Source organism: Pseudarthrobacter sp. TAF60_1, assembly GCF_052113505.1.
Classification (GTDB): Bacteria; Actinomycetota; Actinomycetes; order Actinomycetales; family Micrococcaceae; genus Arthrobacter.
The window spans coordinates 213,667-236,120 of sequence record NZ_JBFRDI010000007.1 but is presented as its reverse complement, the minus strand read 5'-3'; the positions used below and the strand labels follow the sequence as shown (position 1 = coordinate 236,120).

17 protein-coding genes are annotated in these 22,454 nt (G+C 66.4%); 11 read left to right on the top strand and 6 right to left on the bottom strand.

All coding sequences use genetic code 11. The features are described 5' to 3' along the window. Position 1: 1 nt before the first annotated feature. Entirely contained in the window at positions 2–829 is an 828-nt protein-coding gene (locus AB4Y73_RS10640; RefSeq protein ID WP_441871394.1) for a hypothetical protein, read from the bottom strand. 372 nt (positions 830–1,201) lie between these two features. On the opposite strand from AB4Y73_RS10640, the gene AB4Y73_RS10635 reads away from it, so the two are divergent. After that, entirely contained in the window at positions 1,202–1,897 is a 696-nt protein-coding gene (locus tag AB4Y73_RS10635; RefSeq protein ID WP_441871393.1) for a hypothetical protein, read from the top strand. Positions 1,898–1,903: 6 nt separating this feature from the next. Here AB4Y73_RS10635 and AB4Y73_RS10630 read toward each other — a convergent pair whose 3' ends face one another. Next, positions 1,904–2,350, bottom strand: a complete 447-nt coding sequence (locus AB4Y73_RS10630) for a flavodoxin domain-containing protein (RefSeq protein ID WP_441871392.1) — start codon at positions 2,348–2,350, stop codon at positions 1,904–1,906. 282 nt (positions 2,351–2,632) lie between these two features. Here AB4Y73_RS10630 and AB4Y73_RS10625 point away from each other — a divergent pair, with 282 nt between their 5' ends. Then, complete coding sequence (locus AB4Y73_RS10625) at positions 2,633–4,090, top strand: aldehyde dehydrogenase family protein (RefSeq protein ID WP_441871391.1); 1,458 nt, start codon at positions 2,633–2,635, stop codon at positions 4,088–4,090. A 33-nt stretch (positions 4,091–4,123) separates the two neighbouring features. On the opposite strand, the gene AB4Y73_RS10620 is transcribed toward AB4Y73_RS10625, so the two are convergent. Continuing rightward, complete coding sequence (locus tag AB4Y73_RS10620; RefSeq protein WP_441871390.1) at positions 4,124–5,542, bottom strand: NAD(P)H-quinone dehydrogenase; 1,419 nt, start codon at positions 5,540–5,542, stop codon at positions 4,124–4,126. 117 nt (positions 5,543–5,659) lie between these two features. On the opposite strand from AB4Y73_RS10620, the gene AB4Y73_RS10615 reads away from it, so the two are divergent. Together AB4Y73_RS10615 and AB4Y73_RS10610 are read left to right on the top strand one after the other, a co-directional pair. Further along, the gene (locus tag AB4Y73_RS10615; RefSeq protein WP_441871389.1) at positions 5,660–6,478 is read left to right on the top strand and encodes a purine-nucleoside phosphorylase; all 819 of its coding nucleotides are present in this window, start codon (positions 5,660–5,662) and stop codon (positions 6,476–6,478) included. A gap of 143 nt (positions 6,479–6,621) precedes the next feature. Next, a complete protein-coding gene (locus tag AB4Y73_RS10610; RefSeq protein ID WP_441871388.1) occupies positions 6,622–8,421 on the top strand; it encodes a phospho-sugar mutase in 1,800 nt (599 codons plus the stop codon). Between the two features lie 9 nt (positions 8,422–8,430). On the opposite strand, the gene nirD is transcribed toward AB4Y73_RS10610, so the two are convergent. After that, positions 8,431–8,805: a nitrite reductase small subunit NirD gene (gene nirD / locus AB4Y73_RS10605; RefSeq protein WP_441871387.1), complete on the bottom strand. Its 375-nt coding sequence runs from the start codon at positions 8,803–8,805 to the stop codon at positions 8,431–8,433. Between the two features lie 293 nt (positions 8,806–9,098). Here nirD and nirB point away from each other — a divergent pair, with 293 nt between their 5' ends. The 6 genes from nirB (at position 9,099) to AB4Y73_RS10575 (ending at position 16,086) form a co-directional block, all read left to right on the top strand. Continuing rightward, positions 9,099–11,744 carry a nitrite reductase large subunit NirB gene (nirB, locus tag AB4Y73_RS10600; RefSeq protein ID WP_441871386.1) on the top strand — a complete coding sequence of 882 codons (2,646 nt, stop codon included), beginning with the start codon at positions 9,099–9,101 and terminating at the stop codon, positions 11,742–11,744. Positions 11,745–11,746: 2 nt separating this feature from the next. After that, on the top strand, positions 11,747–12,781 hold the full coding sequence (gene cobA, locus AB4Y73_RS10595; protein ID WP_441871385.1) for a uroporphyrinogen-III C-methyltransferase: 1,035 nt from the start codon (positions 11,747–11,749) through the stop codon (positions 12,779–12,781). A 14-nt stretch (positions 12,782–12,795) separates the two neighbouring features. Next, positions 12,796–13,944, top strand: a complete 1,149-nt coding sequence (locus tag AB4Y73_RS10590; RefSeq protein ID WP_441871384.1) for a uroporphyrinogen-III synthase — start codon at positions 12,796–12,798, stop codon at positions 13,942–13,944. A 148-nt stretch (positions 13,945–14,092) separates the two neighbouring features. Further along, positions 14,093–14,953 (top strand): FAD-dependent oxidoreductase, encoded by an 861-nt coding sequence (locus tag AB4Y73_RS10585; RefSeq protein WP_441871383.1) that lies wholly within the window; start codon positions 14,093–14,095, stop codon positions 14,951–14,953. A 110-nt stretch (positions 14,954–15,063) separates the two neighbouring features. Beyond that, positions 15,064–15,789 (top strand): deoxyribose-phosphate aldolase, encoded by a 726-nt coding sequence (deoC, locus tag AB4Y73_RS10580; protein ID WP_441871382.1) that lies wholly within the window; start codon positions 15,064–15,066, stop codon positions 15,787–15,789. 51 nt (positions 15,790–15,840) lie between these two features. Further along, the gene (locus AB4Y73_RS10575) at positions 15,841–16,086 is read left to right on the top strand and encodes a hypothetical protein (RefSeq protein ID WP_441871381.1); all 246 of its coding nucleotides are present in this window, start codon (positions 15,841–15,843) and stop codon (positions 16,084–16,086) included. A gap of 88 nt (positions 16,087–16,174) precedes the next feature. Here the strand turns inward: AB4Y73_RS10575 and AB4Y73_RS10570 are convergent, their stop codons facing one another. Continuing rightward, complete coding sequence (locus AB4Y73_RS10570) at positions 16,175–16,981, bottom strand: metal-dependent hydrolase (RefSeq protein ID WP_441871380.1); 807 nt, start codon at positions 16,979–16,981, stop codon at positions 16,175–16,177. A 6-nt stretch (positions 16,982–16,987) separates the two neighbouring features. Continuing rightward, the gene (mfd, locus tag AB4Y73_RS10565; protein WP_441871379.1) at positions 16,988–20,665 is read right to left on the bottom strand and encodes a transcription-repair coupling factor; all 3,678 of its coding nucleotides are present in this window, start codon (positions 20,663–20,665) and stop codon (positions 16,988–16,990) included. A 211-nt stretch (positions 20,666–20,876) separates the two neighbouring features. Here mfd and AB4Y73_RS10560 point away from each other — a divergent pair, with 211 nt between their 5' ends. Continuing rightward, a complete protein-coding gene (locus AB4Y73_RS10560) occupies positions 20,877–22,412 on the top strand; it encodes an SDR family oxidoreductase (protein ID WP_441871378.1) in 1,536 nt (511 codons plus the stop codon). Positions 22,413–22,454 lie beyond the last annotated feature (42 nt).

Here is a 22,454-nt window from a genome sequence, read left to right as displayed (position 1 = left end):
ATCAGAACTCGATGCCATGCGCCAGGGAGATGAGTTGGTCCTTGGTCTGTTCTGCGGTGGGCCCGGTCGGTGAGATCAGGACCTGCGCGACGATGGTCGCGATGTTCTGGCCCCGGACCGCGGAGATCGACAGGATGGTAATCGGGACGTCGCCGGCCGGACGGAGGGACTTGGGTCCGGCGGGTTCCGTTGTCATGAAAAAGAAGGCCCTGTCCCCAATGCCATCCAGCGGCTCGCCACGCGGGCCCGGGCCGGCCAGGGCCGGCGCTGCCCCCTTCAGGACCTCGATCGAGAAAATCATGGAGTCCGGACCCGGCGTCCCCAGCTCACCAAACGTGTAACGGCAGCTGACCTCGTTCGGGAGGATCTGCGGCGGGGACTTGGCCCCGACTGCCTGCTGTACCTGCTGGGGACTGACCAGGGCACAGACCGAGTTGTTTGTCGTGGCCGGCGGCCCCACGGGCGGAGCGGCAGGAACGTCCAGTGCTGTGCCGTTGCCCCAGCCGGCGTCCACTGCAGCCTGCGAGAGCGCCCGGCCCATCGCGTTGCCGTCCGGTACGCCGCCACCTGCCATCGGTGGTCCCGTCACGTATGGCATCTCGAGGACCTCATTGCCCCGGACGGCCGTCAACACCGCGTTCGCGGAGGCACCGGCGGCCTCACCGCGGAAGTATCCGGTCCACTGCAGGCAGGCGAAGTCGCCAATGCCCGCAACGGGTGAGCAGTCCGACGTCGACTCGCTTTCGAGATGTCGGACGCCGAGGCAGGGGACGTGAGGGCCACTGACAGGGCCGTCATGCCGGTATCGGATTTGCTGGAATAGATGCATTCATACGCTTTGCTTCCTGGCGGCTTGGCCGGGCTGTTCCGGCCCGCAGGCATGATCCCGGGCACAGCTTTGGCCGCAATCTCCGGGGTAATGAGATCGCAGGCCGGGCTCCCTGTGCCGGATGAGGGGGTGGCCGGGGACGACGGGCCGCCTTGGCCGGCGGGCTGGCCGCACCCTGCGAGGAAGAGGACGAGCAGCGCCATGAGCGTCACGCCGGCTCGGGGTGTCCGGAAGGGAATCGGCGTCAGCACGTTTGTCATGGCAATATTGTTCGGCTCTGCGGTGAGGGGGCCCAGAGTCCTAAGTACCGGGTATCGAGCCCCCACGTAACGCGAATCGTGCAAGCGACGCCCTGCCGGTAGCATCGGGGCCATGAATGCCGACGAAGACGACGACATCACCGAGGAACTGCTGGCTGACGCAGGCAAGCTGACCGGGCTGAGCCTGGAACTCCTGGGCCTTGATCCGCACCCCGATGACATGACCCCGGAACAGCGGCTCCAGTTCGGCCCGGAAGACCTGGCCGAGATGGCTGCGGTCCCAGCCGCGGACCGGCTAAAAGCTGTCAGCCAAACCCGCCTCCTGGCCGGCCTCCTCTGGAACTCGTCGGGCATTCTTCTTGACCAACTCTTCCACGATCTCGAAACACAGGCCGGCCTGGCTGCCGTCACCCCGTCCGGCATCGCCAAGTCCTACGTGCTGTCCTCCCTGCCGCCCCAGTTCGCGTCCAGTTACGACGCCGGGTTCACCCGGAAGTTCATTGTCGTCGCCTCGGACATAGCTGCCTCCCTTGGCCGCGGCTGGGCCGCACCCGGCTGCATCGCGGCCGAACTCGCCGTCCGCTGCCTGCTGGACCAGGCGGAAATCACCGAGGACATCTACGAACTGGATCTGCCGGAAGACTGGCGGGCACAGGTTGAGGAGGTCCTGCTCGAAGACGCGGACAGCGCAGCGTTGTACGCGGACGGCCCCGACGCTCCCGAAATTGACACCGACAAGCTGGGCTTCGAGCAGTGGTTCAAGCCCTTTGCGCCCGGACACACGGTCCCGGCCTACGCACGATCGTAAGTGGCCCTATGCCCGGTCCTGGCTGGACGGCTCAGCTAATCCTGCCAGGAAGTCTTCGGTAAAACGCTTCACGCCGTCCCACTCGGTATAAACGTAATCGCGGGATGTGTCGAGGTCCGTGGACCCTTTGTCCCTAACGATCTTCTTCATCAGCTGGCCTTTGAGAAAGTTGTACTGCGTATAGAGCAGCGCTCCCGGGAAGATCCCGACATGGGCCGGATGCCAGCCGGACTGCTCTTCGAACTCGGCCACATAACCTTCGGCGTTGTGCTCGTCACCGTGGGCGGCCAGGCTCACTGAAATCAGCGCGGACGGCAGCCGCTCAAGTTCGGCACGGTTTTTGCGGGCAAAATCGAGAACAAAGTTCTCGTGCTTGCCCATGTGCACGGACGCTGCCACGATGACGGCGTCCTGCCCGTCCGGGATGGTATCGCCGGAGTGTTTGAGGTCCACGGTTTCGGCTTCGTGCCCGTGAGCCGGATTACATCGGCAACGTACTCCACAATCTGGGCGGTCTGTCCTTCAACGCTCCCGTAAGGGATGTAGATCTTGGCCATGCTCCACTGTGTCCGCGCCGTCGGCGAGGAAGTAGGGCCGAACGTCCCCGTCGTTGCGAAACCGCGCCATCCTCTTGACGGGCCGCGGCCCGACGGCATGTGATGTACGAAGGCCCGGTCCGGTTCACCGTCCCACTGGCCGGTGTGGTACGACGTATCCCCCACGAAAGGACAGGACATGTCCCTGCTCGATGCCTCCCTCTGGGAGGGAAAGATCTACCTCAACGGCTGGCGCCCAGGAGGCGGCGGGACAGCCGACGCCGTCGAGCCAGCTACCGGCGATACGCTGGGGACCTATGGTCTCGCCTCCGTGGACGACGTCCGCGAAGCCGCCACAACAGCGGCAGCCGCCCAAAGGGACTGGGCGAAACTCAATCCCGAGGACCGCGCCGCCGTGCTGCGCCGCGCAGGGATGCTCTGGGAGGAGCACGCCGCCGAGGTCCAGGACTGGATCGTGCGTGAGTCCGGCGGCATCCCGCCCAAGGCTTGCGTTGAAACGCACACCGCGGCCAACGAATGCTACGACGCCTCGGCGTTACCCTCCCTTCCGGCCGGGGACGTCCTCACGTCTAACGAGAACCGCTGGTCCTTCGCGCGCCGGCGTCCTGTCGGCGTCGTGTCCGTCATTGCGCCGTTCAACTTCCCGCTGATCCTCTCCATCCGTGCGGTCGCTCCGGCGCTGGCGCTTGGCAACGCCGTGTTGCTTAAGCCGGATCCCCGCACCGCAGTCTGCGGCGGGGTCACCCTTGTCCGGATCTTCGAGGAAGCCGGATTGCCTCCCGGGCTCCTGGCACTGCTGCCGGGCGGGGCCGAGATCGGCGCCGCCGTCGTCGAGGCGCCGGAGGTCAGCGTCATCGCCTTCACCGGCTCGACGGCGGCCGGGCGGAAGATCGGCGAGACAGCCGGACGGCTGCTCAAGCACGCCCACCTGGAACTCGGGGGTAACAACGCGCTCATTGTGCTGCCTGGCGCGGACCTTGCCAAGGCCGCCTCCGCCGCGGCTTTCGGTTCCTTTATGCACCAGGGCCAGATCTGCATGGCCGCCGGTCGCCACATCGTCCACGAGGACATTTACGACAACTATGTCAGCGCTCTCGCGGAGAAGGCCACGCATCTTCCGGTCGGAGATCCAAAGAGCGGGAGCGTGGCGCTGGGCCCGATCATCGACGAAAAGCAGCTCCACCGGGTCGACTCGATCGTCCAAGACGCGGTACAGGGCGGGGCCCGGCTGGCAGCCGGCGGAACGCACGACGGCAGATTCTACCAGCCCACCGTCCTCGCTGACCTCGACGTGGCCAGCCGGGCGTGGAAGGACGAAATCTTCGGCCCGGTGGCTCCCGTTATGAAGTTCTCCACCGTGGAGGAAGCCGTGGCCCTCGCCAACGGCAACGAATATGGCCTCTCGATAGGCATCCTGGGCGAAGTGGGCATGGCGATGACCATCGCCGACCAGCTGGACTCCGGCAAGATCCACATCAATGAGCAGACAGTGTCCGATGAGGCAAACTCACCGTTCGGCGGCACTAAGAACTCGGGCAACGGCTCACGGATCGGCGGACACCACGCCAACATGGAGTCCTTTACCGAAATCCAGTGGCTCACGGTCCGGCCGGACATCGCCCCCTACCCGTTCTAGGACCCGTCCCAATTCCGGAGGCCAGGATGTGCGCTACATATGGACGTGCAGGCGCCGGGCCGCTTCCGAGATGGAGCCGCTGAGGGACGGGTAGACGGTGAAGGTGCTGGCGACGTCGTCCACGTGGAGTTTCTGCTTCACGGCGATGGAGATGGCGAAGATCAACTCAGAGGCGTTGGGCCCCACCACCACACCGCCGATGACGGTGCCGGATCCCTTGCGGGCAAAAATTTTGACGAAACCGTCCTTGGCATTGCGCATTTTGGCGCGGGCGTTGCTCTTGAGCGACAGCTTGATGATGTCAGCCTGGTACTTGCCGGACTGGATCTCTGCCTCGGTGACACCCACGTTGGCGATTTCCGGTGACGTAAAGATGTTGGATGACACCTGGTGCAGCTTGATGGGCATCACCGCGTCACCTAAGAAGTGGGCAATGGCGATCCTGCCCTGCATCGCAGCCACCGAGGCCAGCGCCAGGACGCCGGTGCAGTCGCCGGCGGCGTAGATGTTCGGCGCCGTGGTGCGGGAGACGCCGTCCACCTTAATGTGGCCGCTCTCGGTGACGGCCACGCCGGCTTCCTCGAGGCCGATGCCGGCGGTGTTGGGGATGGAGCCCACGCAGACCAGGCAGTGGCTGCCCGTGACCTTCGAACCGTCACCTAGGGTGACCACCACGCCGCCCTCGGTCCGCTCTACGGTCTCGGCCCGGGCACGGGACATGACCCGCACGCCGCGGCGCTCGAAGACTTCCTCCAGCACCACTGCGGCGTCGGTGTCCGACCCCGGCAGCACACGGTCACGGCTGGAAATCAGGGTCACTTTGGAGCCAAGACCGTTGTAGGCGGAAGCGAATTCCGCGCCGGTCACACCGGACCCCACCACAATCAGTTCCTCGGGAAGTTCGTCAAGGTTGTAGATCTGCGCCCAATTCAGGATGCGCTCACCGTCGGGCCGGGCCGTGGGCAGCTCCCGCGGGTGTGCACCCACTGCGAGCAGGATGGTGTCTGCCTCCACGGTTTCCGTGCCGTCCGCTGTCAGGACCTCGATGGTGTGGCTGTCCACCAGCTTGCCGGACCCGATCATGATGCGGATGTTCTGGTGCTGCTGCAGGCCGGAGGTGATGTCTTGTGACTGCTGGCGGGCCAGGCCAAGGAGGCGGTCGTTGATGTGTTTGAGGTCAGCGTGCATGACGGGCACAAAGTCGCCGCCGTCGACGTCGAACTTCACTCCCAGCTCCCCTGCCTCCCCGACGCGGGTCATCAGATCCGCCGTCGCGATCAGGGTTTTGGAAGGTACGACGTCGGTGAGCACCGCCGAACCGCCGAGTCCGGCACGTTCGATGATGGTGACCTGCGCCCCCAGGGAGGCTGCGACCATGGCGGCTTCGTATCCGCCGGGGCCACCTCCCAGGATTGCGATCCGGGGTGAGCTGAAGTCTGGATGCGTAGTCACAATCAACCATTCTCTCCCCAATTGCGCCGGGACATCAATAAAGTGCCTGATTCATGGGGCGGATTACCGGCGCCAGTGACGCTGTGCACAGGTGTGCCGGCACGATAGTTTGTACCAGTGAGTGATACAGACTTCCTGACCATGGACCCTTTCGACGCCGCGCGCGAGGCCGCTGAGTACATTGCCAAGAAGACCGGAGTAGCCAGCCACGACGTCGCCCTGGTTTTGGGGTCGGGCTGGGCCGAAGCCGCCGACCTGATCGGAGAGACCACCGCCACCCTGACCGCGGACGAGGTCCCCGGCTTCCATGCCCCGGCCGTGGTGGGGCATGTGGGCACCATCCGGTCAGTGCTGACCAAGGAAGGCAAACGCGCGCTGGTCCTGGGCGCCCGGACCCATTACTACGAGGGCAAGGGGGTCCGTGCTGTGGTGCATGGCATCCGGGCGGCGGCGGCCGCCGGCTGCAAAACCCTCGTCCTCACCAACGGCTGCGGCGGCATCAATGAAAGCTGGACTCCGGGCACGCCGGTGCTCATCAAAGATCACATCAACCTCACCGGCACGTCCCCGCTCGAGGGCGCCACGTTCGTTGACCTGACAGACCTTTACAGCTCTCGCATCCGGGACCTCGCCCGCGAAGTGGACCCTTCACTGGACGAGGGCGTGTACGTCCAGTTCTCCGGGCCGCACTACGAAACCCCGGCCGAAGTACAGTTCGCCAAGCGGATCGGCGCGGACCTGGTGGGCATGTCCACCGCACTGGAAGCCATCGCGGGCCGCCATGCGGGCATGGAAGTCTTCGGCATTTCGCTGGTGACCAACCTCGCTGCCGGCATCAGCCCCATGCCGCTAAGCCACCAGGAAGTGCTCGAATCCGGTCAGGAAGCCGGACCGCGCATTTCCAAACTGCTGGCCGGGATCATCGCAAAACTCTAAGACAACGCGGGGTCACTTAACGCTCAATTTCGGGCTTTTTTCGGGCGTTAAGTGACCCCGCGTTGGTTTGTTCGGGCGGGATTCCGCCGTCACCGGCGGGTGTCCGGGACCGTTCCGGGAGCAATGACGATAGCGTTGACCCCATGACGTCCACCGATGCCGCCTCCTTGTCCAGCCGAGCCCGTGAATGGGCGGCCAAAGACCCGGATCCGGCCACTGCCGCCGCGCTCACCGAGCTGCTGCAGCTGGCGGATGAAGGCTCCGCCGCCGCCAACCAGGAACTCGCCGACAGCTTCAGCGGCACCCTGCAGTTCGGCACCGCCGGCCTCCGCGCCGCCCTCGGACCCGGGCCAAACCGGATGAACCGCGTGGTGGTTCGCCGCGCCGCCGCCGGCCTCGCCGCCTTCCTGACCGACGCCGTCGGTAAGGCCGCGCCCGGAACCCGGCCGCGCGCCGTCGTCGGCTATGACGCCCGCCACAACTCAGACATCTTCGCCGAGGAAACGGCGGCAATCTTCACCGCTGCCGGGATTGACACCTTCCTGATGCCGGCGGCCCTGCCCACTCCCCTGCTCGCTTTTGCCGTGCGTGCCCTCGACTGCGACGGCGGCGTGATGGTCACCGCCAGCCACAACCCGCCGCAGGACAACGGCTACAAGGTGTACCTGGGCCGCCACGCCGTGGCGGAAAGCGGACGCGGAGCGCAGATCGTGGCGCCGTACGACGCCCTGATCGCCGAGCGGATTGAGGCGGTCGGCGCCCTGGAGTCCATTGCCCTCGCCGCTGACGGCTGGACCGTGCTGGACCCTTCTGTGGCCGCTGACTACGAACGCGCGACGGCGGCGCTCGCCGATCCTGCCCGTTTCCCTTCCCGCGACCTGCGGATTGTCCTGACCCCCATGCACGGCGTCGGCGGCGAAACGGCGGTGACAGTGTTGGCTGCCGCCGGTTTTGCCGACGTCACACTGGTGGCTGAACAGGCCGAGCCCGATCCGGATTTCCCCACGGTGAGCTTTCCCAACCCGGAAGAGCCCGGCGCCCTGGACCTGGCACTCGAGACCGCCGCCCGCCTCGATGCCGACATTGTCCTGGCCAACGATCCCGACGCCGACCGTGCCGCGGTAGCCGCAAAAGACCCGGACACCGGTGCCTGGCGCATGCTCCGCGGGGATGAGGTGGGGGCGTTGCTGGGGGCCCATATCGTGGCCCGTCTCGCGGCAGGCAGCGATCTTGCAGCAGGCAGTGCCGAACCGGACAACGCCGAAGCGCCCGACGGCGGCGAAACAGCGGGGGCCGAATCCGCCGGCGTATTCGCCAATTCCATCGTGTCCTCACGGCTGCTCTCCCGCATCGCCGCGGCGGCCGGCTACGCGCATGAGGAAACACTGACGGGCTTCAAGTGGATTTCCCGGGTACCCCGGCTGCTGTACGGCTACGAGGAAGCCCTGGGCTATTGTGTGGCGCCGGAGTTGGTCCGGGACAAGGACGGCATCTCGGCCGCCGTGCTCATCGCGGAGATGGCTGCCGCCGCCAAGGCTGCCGGCAAGACCATCTTCGACACGCTGGATGAGCTCTACCTCCAGCATGGACTGCACGCCAGCGATCAGCTGAGCATCCGGGTGGCGGACCTGGGCCTGCTTGATGCCATGATGAACCGCCTGCGCGTCACACCGCCCGAGTCCTTCGGTTCATCCGCCGTTGAGACCTCTGTGGACCTCGCCGAAGGGAGCGAACACCTGCCGCCCACCGATGGCCTGCTGTACCTGACCCGTGACCAGACCCGGGTCATCATCCGGCCCAGCGGCACCGAACCGAAGCTCAAGTGCTATCTCGAAGTCCTCCGCCCGGTGGAGTCAGCAGCCGAGCTTCCGGAGGCCCGGCAGGCGGCCCGGCTCGCCTTGGATGCGGTGATCGGCGATGTCCGCGAGGCCCTCGGCCTCTAGCGGTGCCTGCTAGACCTCGACTTCGATGAAACCGTCGGAAATGCGGGTCCGGAACGTTTCCAGGCGCACCGCCGCGGTCCCGAAGCATTCGCCGGTTTCGAGGTCATAAACCTCTTTGTGCAGCGGCGAGGCGATGGTTGGCCTGGTGCCCCGGGATCCCAGGATGCCGCGGGCCATCACGTGGGCACCGGTCGCCGGATCCCGGTGGGCCACCGCAAAAACCTCACTGGGGCCGGTCCTGAAGAGTGCTACCTGGCGGCCGGCGATGAGTGCTGCCTCGCCCCAGGCGAGCTCGAGTTCCGCCACAGCGCAAACCCGGTGCCAGCCGGTAGCGATCTCAGCGGTGTCGGCGGCGAGTGCCCCTAATTCCAGTGTTGCCGTCATAACCGGTTCAACTCCCCGTGCTTGTCTGTCTGATTTTTGGCCCACTTTTGTGTGCCCGTCATGACCTTCGTGGCCGTACTAACAACGTAGGCACCGGGTGTTTCAACGGCGTGCAGTGAATGTGTCCGGGGGGTAAAAGAGAACTCACCCAATCGGAAATGCGTTCGTGATGCAGAAGTTAAGCCCACGAAACAATTGGGAAACTGAAGCGAAACTGCGGCTGCCTAGTCTGAATGGACACTCGTCAGAGAAGGTCGCAGAACACCGTCTGCGGCCCATGCGAAAGGCCCACAGTGACCGAACAGACTTCAAGCACAGAGAACCCGCGCCGCGTCGTCGTCGCCGGTGGCGGCCCTGCTGCCCACCGCTTCGCCGATGCCATGCATTCCCGTGGCCTCGAAGGCTGGCATGTTACGGTCCTCACCGAGGAAGCCCACCTGCCGTACGACCGTGTGGCCCTCTCCAAGGCACTCACGGACACCGGCGTGGACCTGACGTTGGGTTCAGCGTCCATGTGGGACCACCCCTCATTGGAGCTGAAGACCGGCGAGCGCGTGGTGAAGATTAATGCCGAAGCCAAAACGGTGGAAACCGCTGCCGGCAGCACCGTCGGATACGACCACCTTGTGGTGGCCACCGGCTCGAATGCCGCCCGCCTGCCCATCCCCGGCAACGAACTCACGCACGTCTACCGCACGCTTGAAGACGTATGGGCCATCAACAAGACCATCGCCGGGCTCACCGAAAAGCTCGGCCGCAAGGTCAACGCCGTCACCATCGGTGGCGGCCTCCTGGGGCTCGAATCGGCTGCCGGCACCGAACAGCTCGGCGCCACTCCGATCGTCATCGACGGTTCGAAATGGCTGATGGCCACCCAGCTCGACGAAGGCGCGGGCCAGGCCATGGGCCGGCTGATCAAAGCCAAGGGCTTCGAAGTCCACGGCGGCGTCTACCCGTCGGAAGTCCTGTCGGACGACGAGGGCCAGGTGACCGGCGTCCTCATGGCCGACGGCCGCATCGTCGAGGCAGACATGGTCATCGTGGCCATCGGCGTCCGGCCCCGCGACGAACTCTTCCGAGCCGCCGACGGCGAAGAACAGGTCTTCAGCCTGGGCCAGCGCGGCGGTGTGGTCATCAACGACTACTGCGCCACCGAAGTGGACGGTATCTGGGCCATCGGTGAAGTGGCCAACTTCGAAGGCATGTGCCTGGGCCTCGTTGCCCCCGCCAACACCATGGCCGAGATCGTGGCCGACCGCCTGCACGGCGGCTCGGCGACTTTCCCCGGCTTCGACACCGCCACCAAGCTCAAGCTCTCCGGCGTGGATGTGGCCAGCTTCGGTGACGGCTTCGCCAAGACCGAGCACTCACTCGAGATCGTCTACGCCGACCCCGCCCGCGGCGTCTACCAGAAGATCGTCACCACCGACGACGCCAAGACCCTCCTGGGCGGCATCTTCGTGGGCGACGCCAGCCCTTACACCAGCCTCCGCCCGCTCCTGGGCCGCGAGCTGAGCGCGGAGCCAGGCGCCTACCTCACGGCGGCCGGCGGCGGCGACGCCCCGGAAACCGAACTCCCGGACGACGCCATCCTGTGCTCCTGCAACAACGTCGCAGCAGGCACCATCCGCGACACCATCAACGGCTGCGGCGCCTGCGACGGCAACGCTCCCGTCCAGGAGCTCGGCGAGCTCAAGGGCTGCACCCGCGCCGGAACCAGCTGCGGTTCCTGTGTGCCGATGCTGAAGAAGCTGCTGGAAACCGAGCTGACCAAGTCCGGCGTCGAGGTCTCCAAGGCCCTCTGCGAACACATCGAGCTCTCCCGCCAGGAACTGTTCGACGCCATCCGCGTCCTGGAACTGACCTCCTTCGAGGAGATCATGGCCAAGTACGGCACCGGGGCCGGCTGCGACATCTGCAAGCCGACCATCGCCAACATCCTGGCCAGCCAGAACGGCGCCTACGTCCTGGACGCCGGCCGAGGCACCCTGCAGGACACCAACGACCGCGCCCTCGCCAATATGCAGAAGGACGGCACCTACTCGGTGGTCCCCCGCATCGCCGGCGGCGAGATCACCCCGAAGAAGCTCGGCGTCATCGCCGCCGTGGCCGAGAAGTACAACCTGTACACCAAGATCACCGGCGGCCAGCGCATCGACATGTTCGGTGCCCGCCTCGAGGAGCTGCCGGAAATCTGGAAGGAACTGGTGGACGCCGGCTTCGAATCCGGCCAGGCCTACGGCAAGAGCCTGCGCACCGTGAAGTCCTGCGTTGGTTCCACCTGGTGCCGGTTCGGCGTGCAGGACTCGGTGGCCATGGCCATCCAGCTCGAACTCCGCTACCGCGGCCTCCGCAGCCCGCACAAGCTCAAGATGGGCGTCTCCGGCTGTGCCCGTGAATGCGCCGAAGCCCGCGGCAAGGATGTTGGCGTCATCGCCACCGCCGACGGCTGGAACCTGTACGTCGGCGGCAACGGCGGAGCCACCCCGGCCCACGCCCAGCTGCTCGCCAAAGACCTCGACGACGAAACGCTGATCAAATACATCGACCGGTACTTCATGTACTACATCCGCACTGCCGACCGCCTCCAGCGCACCGCGCGCTGGCAGGAAGAGCTCGACGGCGGCATCAAGCACGTCGAGGATGTGGTGGTCAAGGACACCTTGGGCATCGCCGAGGAGCTCGAGGCAGCCATGTCCAAGCACGTTGACACCTACGTGGACGAGTGGGCGGACACCCTGAAGGACCCCGAACGCCTCCGCCGGTTCCGGTCCTTCGTCAACGCCCCGGACCAGAAGGACGACTCCATCACCTTCGTCTCCGACGAACGTGGCCAGATGCGGCCGGCAACGCCGGAAGAAAAAGACCGCGCCAGCCAACAGCCCGTCCTGATCGGCGCTTCCATTCCGGTCCGTGCCCGCGACGAGAACGAGGGATAGCCATGCAGCTCAGCATTGATCTCACCGGCCGTGACGTCCTGGTTACCGGCTCCGACCACGCCGCCCGCCAAGCGGTGCACCGCTACGAAGCCGCGGGCGCCGTCGTCTACCGCCTCAGCACCCCGCAGGGTGCCGCGCATGACGGGCCGCTCCCCGAGCGGCCCTTCCTGGTGGCAGCGGTCGACGACGGCCAGCCGGGCTGGGAAGCCATGCTGGGCAGGTGCCACGCAACAGGCATCCCGGTGGCGGCCGAACCGGCCGCCGGCCCCGTTGGCCATGTCACCCTGGTGGGTGGCGGTCCCGGCACCACCGAACTGCTGACCGTCGCCGCCGTCAACGCCCTCCGCGATGCCGATGTGGTGTTCTACGACCGGCTGGCGCCGTGCCAGGACCTGCCAACCCTGACCTCGGCCGAGCTGGTGGATGTGGGCAAGAAGCCCGGCCACCACAAGGTTAGCCAGGCCGACATCGAAAAGCTGATGGTCGCCTCTGCCCTGGACGGCAACAACGTGGTCCGGCTCAAGGGCGGCGATCCGTACGTCTTCGGCCGCGGCGGCGAAGAGGTGGCCTCCTGTGTTGAAGCCGGCGTGCCCGTCCGCGTCATCTCCGGTGTCACCAGCGCAATCTCCGTTCCGGCCGCCGCCGGCATCCCGGTCACACACCGCGACGTCAGCCACATGTTCACCGTGGTCTCCGGCCACGCGCCGCTGACCGAAAAGGAACACACGCATCTGGCAGGTCTCGGCGGCACCATCGTGGTGCTGATGGGCATCGGCACGCTGCACCAGCTCGCCGCCGGGCTCCGCAAAGCCGGAATGCGCCCCGATATGCCCATGGCCGTCGTCGAACGCGGCTACCGTCCCGGCCAGCGCACCACCATCGCTGACCTGGGCACCATTACCTCGGCGGCCCTCGGGTGCAGCAACCCCGCCGTGCTGGTCATCGGCGAGGTGGTCCGGGTGGCTGAAGCAAACCGCGGACATGCTGAAGCAGCCGCAGACCTCGATAGGCTGGCGGCCTCGCTGCTGGGTTCGTGAAAGGATTGACCCCCATGAACGCACTGGCACCGGCAGAAACTCCGCAGGCTGAAGAAGCACCCGACGCCGCAGGCTCCCCGCTGGAGGGCTTCCGCATCGGCGTCACCTCACACCGGCGCTCCCGGGACCTGATCGAGGCGTTGGAACGCCGCGGCGCGGAAGTCCTGCACGCCCCGGCGCTGAAGATTGCGCCCGTGCAGGAGGACATCCGCCTCATCGAGGACACCAAGGCCATCATCGCCGCCCGCCCGGACATCTGCATTGCCACCACAGCGTACGGAATGCGCCGCTGGTGCGAGGCGGCTGATTCCTTCGGAATCGGGGAGGAGCTGCTGGAGACGCTGGGCGCATGCCGGATGTTCGTCCGCGGGCCCAAAGCCCGGGGTGCCGTCCGCGCAGCCGGCCTCGCCGACGTCGGCATCAGCAGCGACGAAACCACTGCCACACTGGTGGACATGCTGCTCACCGAGGGCGTGCGGGGCAAGACCGTAGCCGTGCAGCTCCACGGCTACACGGATGTGCGGCAGCTGGAACGCCTGCGCATGTCCGGTGCCACCGTCCTGACCGTGACCCCTTACCGGTGGGTGAAGCCCGACGGCGAAGACCGGCTTCCGCGCCTCATCGAGGCTGCGTGCAGCGGGAACCTTGATGTGCTCACCTTCACGAGCGCGCCCGCGGTTGACGCCATGTGGAGCACCGCGCACGAAATGGGCGTCTACAAGGAACTGATCCACAGCCTCAAGACCAACGTCACCACCGCTGTGGTTGGCCCCGTGACAGCGCAGCCACTCCTTGACGCCGGCGTTACTCCGCTCATTCCCGAGCGGTTTCGGATGGGTGCCCTGATCCGGCTGGTGTGCGAGCACCTCGCCCTGAACCACGTCCGCCGCCTGGACACCGGGTCCGGCAACATCGAGTTGCGCGGCCGGAGCCTGCGCGTGGACGGGCAGCCTGTTGAGCTGGCTCCGGCGCCGCTGCTGCTGATGCGTGCCCTGTTGGGGGCTGGCGGGGCGGTACTGTCCCGGGAAGCGCTTTCGGACCTGCTCGAACTGCGGGGCTCAGTCCACGCCCTGGACATGACCGTCAGCCGGCTCCGCTCCTCCTTGCCGGACGGCCGCCTCGTGGAAACAGTGGTCAAGCGGGGGTACCGGATTCGGGTGTGACCCACGGCATTACTGGCGGGTAAACATTGGCGAACGCACCCCGTTCAACCGGCAATGACGGGGAAACACGTTGGAAAAAAGGGCCGCCTACGCTGGCACCATCACGAAGTTCCGGCCGTTCAACGGCCGCCAGCGAAAGGGCCAGCACATGTCCACTCCGGCATCCTCCATGTCCACCTCCACCGCTACCCGCATTGTCATCGCAGGCGCAGGGCCCGCTGCCCAGGCACTCGTCAGCCAACTGGACCGGGCCCGGTTCGCCGGCACCATCACGGTCCTCAGCAACCGCGACGACGCCACTTTGGAACTCCTGGAACTGGCCACCCTCCCCCAGGTCTCGCTCCGGTGCGGCCAGCCCGCCAGCTTCATCGAGCCGGAAACGCGGACAGTGACCACCGCCGACGGCATGGAATTCGGCTACGACCACCTGGTGATCGCCACAGGTTCAGCACCGGAGCAGGCCCCCGTGGAGGGTGCGGACCACTGCCTGAGCTACTCCACCATTGACGACGCCGCCCGCATCGGGTCAGCTGTCAAGGACCTGGGTAAGGAACTGGGCAGGCGTCCGCTGGGAATCCTGGTGGGCACCGGTGCGGCGGCCGGGCAGGCCGAGGCAGTGCTCCGCTCCGGCGGCGTCCGGCCCGTCCGGACCACCGTGCGGCCTGCGGCCGTGACACCCCGGACGTCCGGCCCGGGGGTGCAGTCCGCCGGGATTGTCTTTCCGGACGGCAGCACCATGAACGGCGACCTCGTGGTTCTAGCCGAGGAACGGGTTTCCCTCGACGGACTCGCTGCCAGCGCCGGGCTTCGGACGGCGCCCGGCGGCGGGATCGCCATCAGCCAGGATTTCCGCACCTCCGTGCCCGGGATTTGGGCAGTCGGGGACGCCGCAACGTTCGACGGCGTCAGGCTGGGACTGCTGGTCGCCGCGGCTTCCGCGGCCGGTGCCTGCGCTGCCCAGCTGATGTCGGCGTCGTCCTCTGACGCTGTCCTCCAGGCAGCCGCCTGAGCGGCCCCCCTGCTGGCAGATCGCGGGTGCCGCTATGACAAGATGGTCATCTGAATGGCCACGCACTCCGTGGCTCCAGCGGCCCACAAGGCCACGAGGGAAGGACCATCATGAGCAACGAAGCCACTTCTGCCGGCCAGCGCGGAGCTGGTACGGACTCAACGCCGGGCAACATCGCGTCCTACATCGACCACACGCTGCTCAAGCCTGAAGCCAGCGAAGCGGATATCCTCAAGGTGTGTGCCGAGGCCGCCGAATATCACTTCAAGTCTGTCTGCGTGAACCCCGTGTGGGTCAAGACGGTCAAAACCGCACTCAAGGGTTCCGGGGTGCTGACGTGCTCAGTGATCGGCTTTCCCTTGGGGGCGACTCCTACCGATGTCAAGACCTTTGAAGCCCGCGGTGCCGTGCTGGACGGGGCCGACGAAATCGACATGGTCATCAACATCGCAGCCGCGCGGGCCGGGGACAAGGGCGCCATGGTGGACGATATCTCCGCCGTCGCCGAAGCCGTCCACGCGAGCGGCGCCATCCTGAAGGTCATCATCGAGACGGTGTTTCTCTCCGACGACCAGAAGGTCCTGGCCTGCCAGGCAGCAGTTGAGGCTGGGGCGGACTTCGTTAAGACCTCCACGGGGTTCAACGGCGGGGGCGCCACTGCGGACGACATCACCCTGATGCGCCGGGCTGTCGGCCCTGAGCTGGGCGTCAAGGCCTCCGGCGGGGTGCGTTCCCTGGCGGACGCTCAGGCTATGATTGCTGCAGGTGCAACACGTATTGGTGCCAGCTCCGGCATTGCGATCGTCAAGGGTGAACAGGGTTCAGCCGGCTACTGACGCCGCCCGGAGCCGCCACAGATTGAGCCCCGCGGGGCCGAGGAGGAACGAATGTCCAGCAAGACCACAGCGTCAGGCAGTGTCAGGGTGCAGACCCCGGAGAACGAAAACAACCTGGCGGGCAGCATCGTCCTGTTCGTGGTCATGATGGCCCTGTTCTTCGGCGCCCTCTACTCGCTCTCCTTCCTCACGCTGGGCAACCCCTGGCCGATGGCCGCCTGCCTGATCCTGTTCGCCCTGGCGTTCTGGATCCCGCAGACCATCACAGGCCGCTCCGACACAGCCGGCGGGAAATAAAGCCCTACCGCTTTAAGACCAACGCGGGGTCACTTACTGCCTATCCTCAGGGGATTATTGGGCATTAAGTGACCCCGCGTTGGTTTGTTTAAGGGTGGATAACGTTGACCACCGCAGCGAGGACTTCCGGCCCGTGCTGCCGGGCCACTGCCCAGGCGGCAACGCACATTCCCACCATGGCGTAGGCGCTCACGGGGATTAGCACCAGCCATTCCCTTCGTGACCCGGCGCGGCCCAGCAGCGGCAGGGAAAACGCCCCGTTGGCTCTCCAGACGTCGTTGAGCACCGGGAGTTTGCGCAGGAACCGCGGCGGCTTGACGACGATCGGCCAGAGCAGCGGCACTCCCCCTGTGGTGATCATGTCCCCCACGATGTGGACCACAACACCGGTCAGCATGGACACCGGCAGCCACGTCCATTGGTGCGGGGCGAACCACGTCACCAGTCCGGCCATGGTCAGGCCGAAGATCCAGTTGCTGATGAAACCGGACTTGGGGAACAGCTTCAGCGCCTTGGCCGCAATGTTGATCATAAACATGCACAGCAGGCCGGCGCCGACGGACAGCAGGCCCCAGCCGGTCTGCACCTGGATCTGGCCGGCCATCATGGCCAACACTACGAAGAAGGCCGCCCCAAGAATGGAGTGCGTTCCCTGCCGGTGCCCGCCGCTGGCGTTCTCAATCCCCCTGGCGATGACATTGGACAGCGGCGGCAGCGAGTTCGCCACCGTACTGTGCCGGTGGTCCCAGTCGCACACCAGGGCTGTGCCCGCCGTCGCCATGCCCCCGATCAGGATTCCGGTGGCGTCCAGCGGATACCAGCCCAGGGTGTATGGCCCGGTCGAGGCAATAGCTACCCACGCCGCGGCTCCAGACGCGGCGTGATGTCCTCCCATCAAAGCTCAGCCCACCGCCAGCGGGGCGTCGGAGAAGATGTTCCTGATGACCCCGTTGGCCCATTCCAGGATTTCGGCGTCCTGCAGGTCCCGCCCGCCCACCCGGGCCGTCTTCGGTTTCGGAATCAGTACCGCGTCCAGGGCCGGCTTGGACTGGGAGCCCGGATACATGCGTGTGAGCCGCATGAGCTTGGACTCCGGCAGCTGGGCCGGGGAGAACTTGATGAAGTTCCCCTGCAGCGCGACATCGGACAGGCCCGCTTCCCGGGCGCCCACGCGGAAGCGCGCCACGGCAATCAGGTTCTGGACCGGCAACGGAGGCTCCCCGTAGCGGTCCACCAGCTCGGCCAGGACTTCTTCGATGGCTTCGGTGGTCAAGGCCGAAGCCAGCTTGCGGTAGGCCTCCAGGCGCAGCCGCTCCCCCGGCACATAGTCGTGCGGCAGGTGGGCATTCACCGGCAGCTCGATCTTCATCTCAGCGGCCTTTTCCTCGGCGTCGCCGCGGTAGTCAGCCACGGCCTCGCCCACCAGGCGGATGTACAGGTCAAAGCCAACACCCTGGATGTGGCCGGACTGCTCGCCGCCCAGCAGGTTGCCGGCACCCCGGATCTCGAGGTCCTTCATCGCCAGCTGCATGCCGGCACCGAGCTCGTTGTGCGTAGCCACGGCCTTGAGGCGTTCCAGCGCCACCTCGCCCAGCGGCTTCTCGGACGGGTACAGGAAGTAGGCGTAGGCGCGTTCACGGCCGCGCCCCACACGGCCCCGGAGCTGGTGCAGCTGGGACAGCCCGTATTTGTCCGCGCCGTCCACGATCAAGGTGTTGGCATTGGAAATGTCCAGGCCGGTTTCGATGATGGTGGTGCACACCAGCACGTCAAAGCGCTTCTCCCAGAAGTCCACGATGATCTGCTCCAGCCGGCTCTCGGACATCTGCCCTTGCGCCACCTCCACCCGCGCTTCCGGAACCAGTTCACGGACCTTGGCCGCCGTCCGCTCAATCGTGGACACACGGTTGTGAACCAGGAACACCTGGCCTTCGCGCATCAGCTCACGCCGGATGGCAGCCGAGGTCTGCTTGTCCGTGTACGGGCCCACGTAGGTCAGCACCGGGTGGCGTTCCTCCGGCGGGGTGGCCAGCGTGGAGGTTTCGCGGATCCCGGTCAGCGACATCTCCAGCGTGCGCGGGATGGGCGTGGCACTCATGGCCAGCACATCCACGTTGGTGCGCATCTTCTTGAGCGCCTCTTTGTGCTCCACGCCGAAGCGCTGCTCCTCGTCCACGATCACCAGGCCAAGGTCCTTGAACGCGAAGTCCTTGGACAGCAGCCGGTGCGTGCCGATCACCACGTCCACGGAACCGGTCTTGACGCCCTCCACGGTTTCCTTGGATTCCTTGGCGTTCTGGAAGCGTGACAGGGCCTTGACCCGCAGCGGAAATCCGGAGAAGCGCTCGGTAAATGTCTCGTAGTGCTGCTGTGCCAGCAGTGTGGTGGGCACCAGGACCGCCACCTGCTTGCCGTCCTGGACGGCCTTGAACGCGGCACGCACGGCGATCTCGGTCTTGCCGTAGCCCACGTCGCCGGAGACGAGGCGGTCCATGGGGATCTCGCGCTCCATGTCCGCTTTGACCTCGTTGATGGTGGTCAGCTGGTCCGGCGTTTCCACGTACGGGAAGGCTTCCTCCAGCTCGCGCTGCCACGGCGTGTCCGGGCCGAAGGCGTGGCCGCGGGACGCCATCCGCGCGGAGTAGAGCCGGATGAGTTCGCCGGCGATTTCCTTGACGGCCTTGCGGGCCTTGGATTTGGTGCTGGCCCAGTCCGAGCCGCCCATCTTGCTCAGTGCAGGGGTATCGCCGCCCACGTAGCGGGTCACCTGGTCCAGCTGGTCGGTGGGGACAAAGAGCCTGTCCCCCGGGGCGCCGCGCTTGGACGGGGCGTACTCGAGCACCAGGTACTCCCGCACGCCGTCCCCGCCGCCCGCGACCTTGCGCTGGATCAGCTCAACAAAGCGCCCGATGCCGTGCTGTTCATGCACCACGTGGTCACCGGCCACCAGTTGCAGCGGGTCCACGGCGTTGCGCCGCTTGGACGGCATGCGCCGCATGTCTTTTGTGGAACCAGCGGAGGTCCGGCCCAGCAGGTCCGCCTCGGTGAGCAGCCCCAGTTTGAGGCTGTCCAGGACAAAACCGCGTCCGACGGCGGCGGTGGTCACCTCGATGATGCCCGCCTGTGGTTCCTTGTCCAGGGTGTCCACGCGGGCACAGGGGATGTCGGCGTCGTGGAACAGTTCGGCGAGCCGCTGGGCCGGACCGGGCCCCTCCGTGACCACCACAATCCGCCATTGGTCCCGGACGTGCGAGCCGATGAATTCCATCATTTCGGCCACGTCGCCCTGGTACCCCCGCGGTTCCCGGGCATGCAGGTTCAGGACGTCGATTTCCGGCAGCAGCTCCTCGTCGGTGGCCAGTGACGTGATGGACCACCAGGACACGGCGTGTTCGAGCGAAGAGCTGCGGGTTTCGGCCAGCGAGCGGAAGCTGGCGGAGTGCAGGGCCTCTGAAGCCTGGGCGCTCAGATCCAGGGGCGCAGTTCCGCCGTCGGACGCGGTGGACCAGGCGGCTTCCAGGAACTCCTCGTTGGTGGCTGCAAGATCATGCGCACGGGTACGGACCTTTTCGGGTTCGATGACCACCGAGATCGACCCTGCAGGCAACTGCTCGACGAAGGGAACCATCGAGTCAACCAGCACCGGCGCGAGGGACTCCATGCCTTCCACGGCGATTCCGCCGGCGATTTTCTCCAACATGTCCGCTGCCGCCGGAAGCTGTGTCTTCAGCGTCGCGGCCCGTGACATCACCGACGGTGTGATCAGGATCTCGCGGCACGGGGGCGCGTGGAGTTCAGTGGGGTGGTGGATGCCGGGGGCCGAGAGCGAGCGCTGGTCCGCGACGGCGAACCAGCGCATCTGGTCCACCTCGTCACCGAAGAACTCCACCCGGATGGGGTGGTCCTCGGTGGGCGGAAAGACGTCGATGATGCCGCCGCGGACGGCAAACTCGCCGCGGTGGGTGACCATGTCCACGCGGGCATAGGCGGCATCGGCCAGCCGGCGCACAACGTCAGTGAAAGGGATGTCCTGGCCAACCTTCAGGGTGACCGGAACCAGTTCCCCCAACCCGGCCACGATCGGTTGGACCACGGCACGGACCGGAGCCACAACCACCCGGAGCGGACCCGCCGGCGAGCTTTCCGGGTGCGCCAGCCGCCGTAGGACGGACAGCCGCCGCCCTACTGTATCCGAACGGGGTGAGAGCCGTTCATGCGGCAGCGTTTCCCAGCTGGGAAACTCGGCCACCGAATCGGCCGGCAGGTAGGCGCGCAAGGCAGCCGTCAGGTCTTCGGCCTCCCGTCCGGTAGCGGTGACAGCGAGCACCATCGCGGGGATCCCGCCGTCGGGCGTTCCTTCGGGGGTGGCGGCGGCCAAACCGTCGGCCATTTCTGCGAGCAGGGCGGCGCGGAGTCCTGCCGGTGCGCTGATCTGGTAATCCTGGCCGCGGACATCGAATCCCCGTCCTGCCTCGGCCTTGACCCGGGCAAACGTCCGGTCCTCGGTCAGTGCTTGGCGGAGTCCAGCCAGCGACGGGCCGGGATGGGAGGGACCGGTGCGGGAGGCGCTCGGGCTCATGGCAGAAACTCCTGTGGTGTTCAAGGCCTGTGGTGTTCAGGGGAAGCGCAGGCAACACGAAAAGCCGAAATTCGCTGCGAATACCGGGTAATCCCAGCCTACCGCGCTGCGCGCCGGACTAAGCTTTCAGGATCCACTGCCGTCCGGACGCACGGCCGCTCCGAATGCCAAAGTGATAGCGCTCCGAATCGCCGCCCACAAAAGGAGTCACATGCCCGACACCACCGAATCCTTACCTCGCACCGAGGCCCGCACCGTCCTGGTAACGGGGGCCACCGGCTATATCGGCGGCCGGCTTGTTCCGCGGCTGCTTGAGGCAGGCCACACCGTAAAGGTCCTGGTCCGGACTCCAGCCAAGATCGCGGGCGTGCCCTGGCTGGAGGACGTGGAGGTGGTTCAGAGCAGCCTGGACGACGCCAGGGCCCTCCGCGACGCGCTTGCCGGCGTCGACGTACTGTACTACCTGGTGCACTCCATGGCCGCCGGTTCGGGCTTTGAGTCCAAGGAGAAAGCCATGGCCCAGACCGCTGCCCAGGCGGCGGCTGAGGCTGGCGTGGACAGGATCGTCTACCTCGGCGGCCTGCACCCCGCCGATGTGGAACTGTCCACTCACATGCGGTCCCGCGAGGCGGTTGGCAAGGTGTTCCTGGACAGCCCGGTGGACGCGGTGGTCTTCCAGGCCGGTGTGGTGATCGGATCCGGTTCTGCGTCCTTCGAAATGATCCGGCACCTCTCCGAAACCCTTCCGCTGATGCCGGCACCGAGTTGGGTGCGCAACAGGATCGAGGCGATTGCCGTCCGGGACGTCCTGTACTACCTGGTCAGCGCAGCCTCGCTGACCGGACACGTGAACCGCACGTTCGATATCGGCTGCCGCCAGGTCCTGACCTACGCGGGCATGATGAAGGAGTACGCGGCCGAAGCCGGACTGCCGAATCGGGTGGTCCTGGCACTGCCGGTTCCCGCGCCCAAACTTGCGGGGCTGTGGGTGGCCCTCACAACACCCATCCCCCTGTCCATGTCGTTGCCGCTGGTCCAATCGCTGCAGCACGACGCCGTGTCCCGGGAGCACGACATCGACTCCGTCATTCCCGTGCCGGAGGGCGGCCTGACTACGTACCGGCGCGCGGTGGCCCTGGCCCTGGGCAAGGAGCGTGACGGCCAGGTGGAGACCACCTGGGCCAGCGCCGGCGTGGACGCCGATCCCCTGCCCAGCGACCCGGACTGGTCAGGCCATAAGGTCTATATGGATGAGCGCACTTTCCACGGGGACGTTGACCCCGCACACGTGTGGACAGTCATCGAGGGAATCGGGGGCCGCAACGGCTGGTATTCCCTGCCGCTGGCCTGGCGGGTCCGCGGCTGGCTGGATAAGCTCACCGGCGGCGCGGGGCTCCTGCGGGGACGCAGGCACCCCGGGAACCTGGCCCCCGGCGAGGTGGTGGACTGGTGGCGCGTGGAGCGGATAGACCGCGGCAAACTCCTCCGCCTGCGGGCAGAGATGCGCGCGCCGGGGCGTGCCTGGCTTGAGTTGTCCGTAGAGCCCGACGGCGGCGGGAGCCGCTACCGGCAGCGCGCCATCTTCTTCCCCAAAGGCCTCAGCGGGAGGCTCTACTGGCTCGCCGTCCTGCCCTTCCACAGCCTCATTTTTCCGGCAATGGCACGGAACATCACCACTGCAGCACAAAAGATCGCCGACGCCGAGCGGGCAGAGGCCGGTTCAATGAACATGCCCGGCGCCCCGTAGGATGTTGGGAGCAAAAAGCGTACAGACCCCGTATCACTGGAG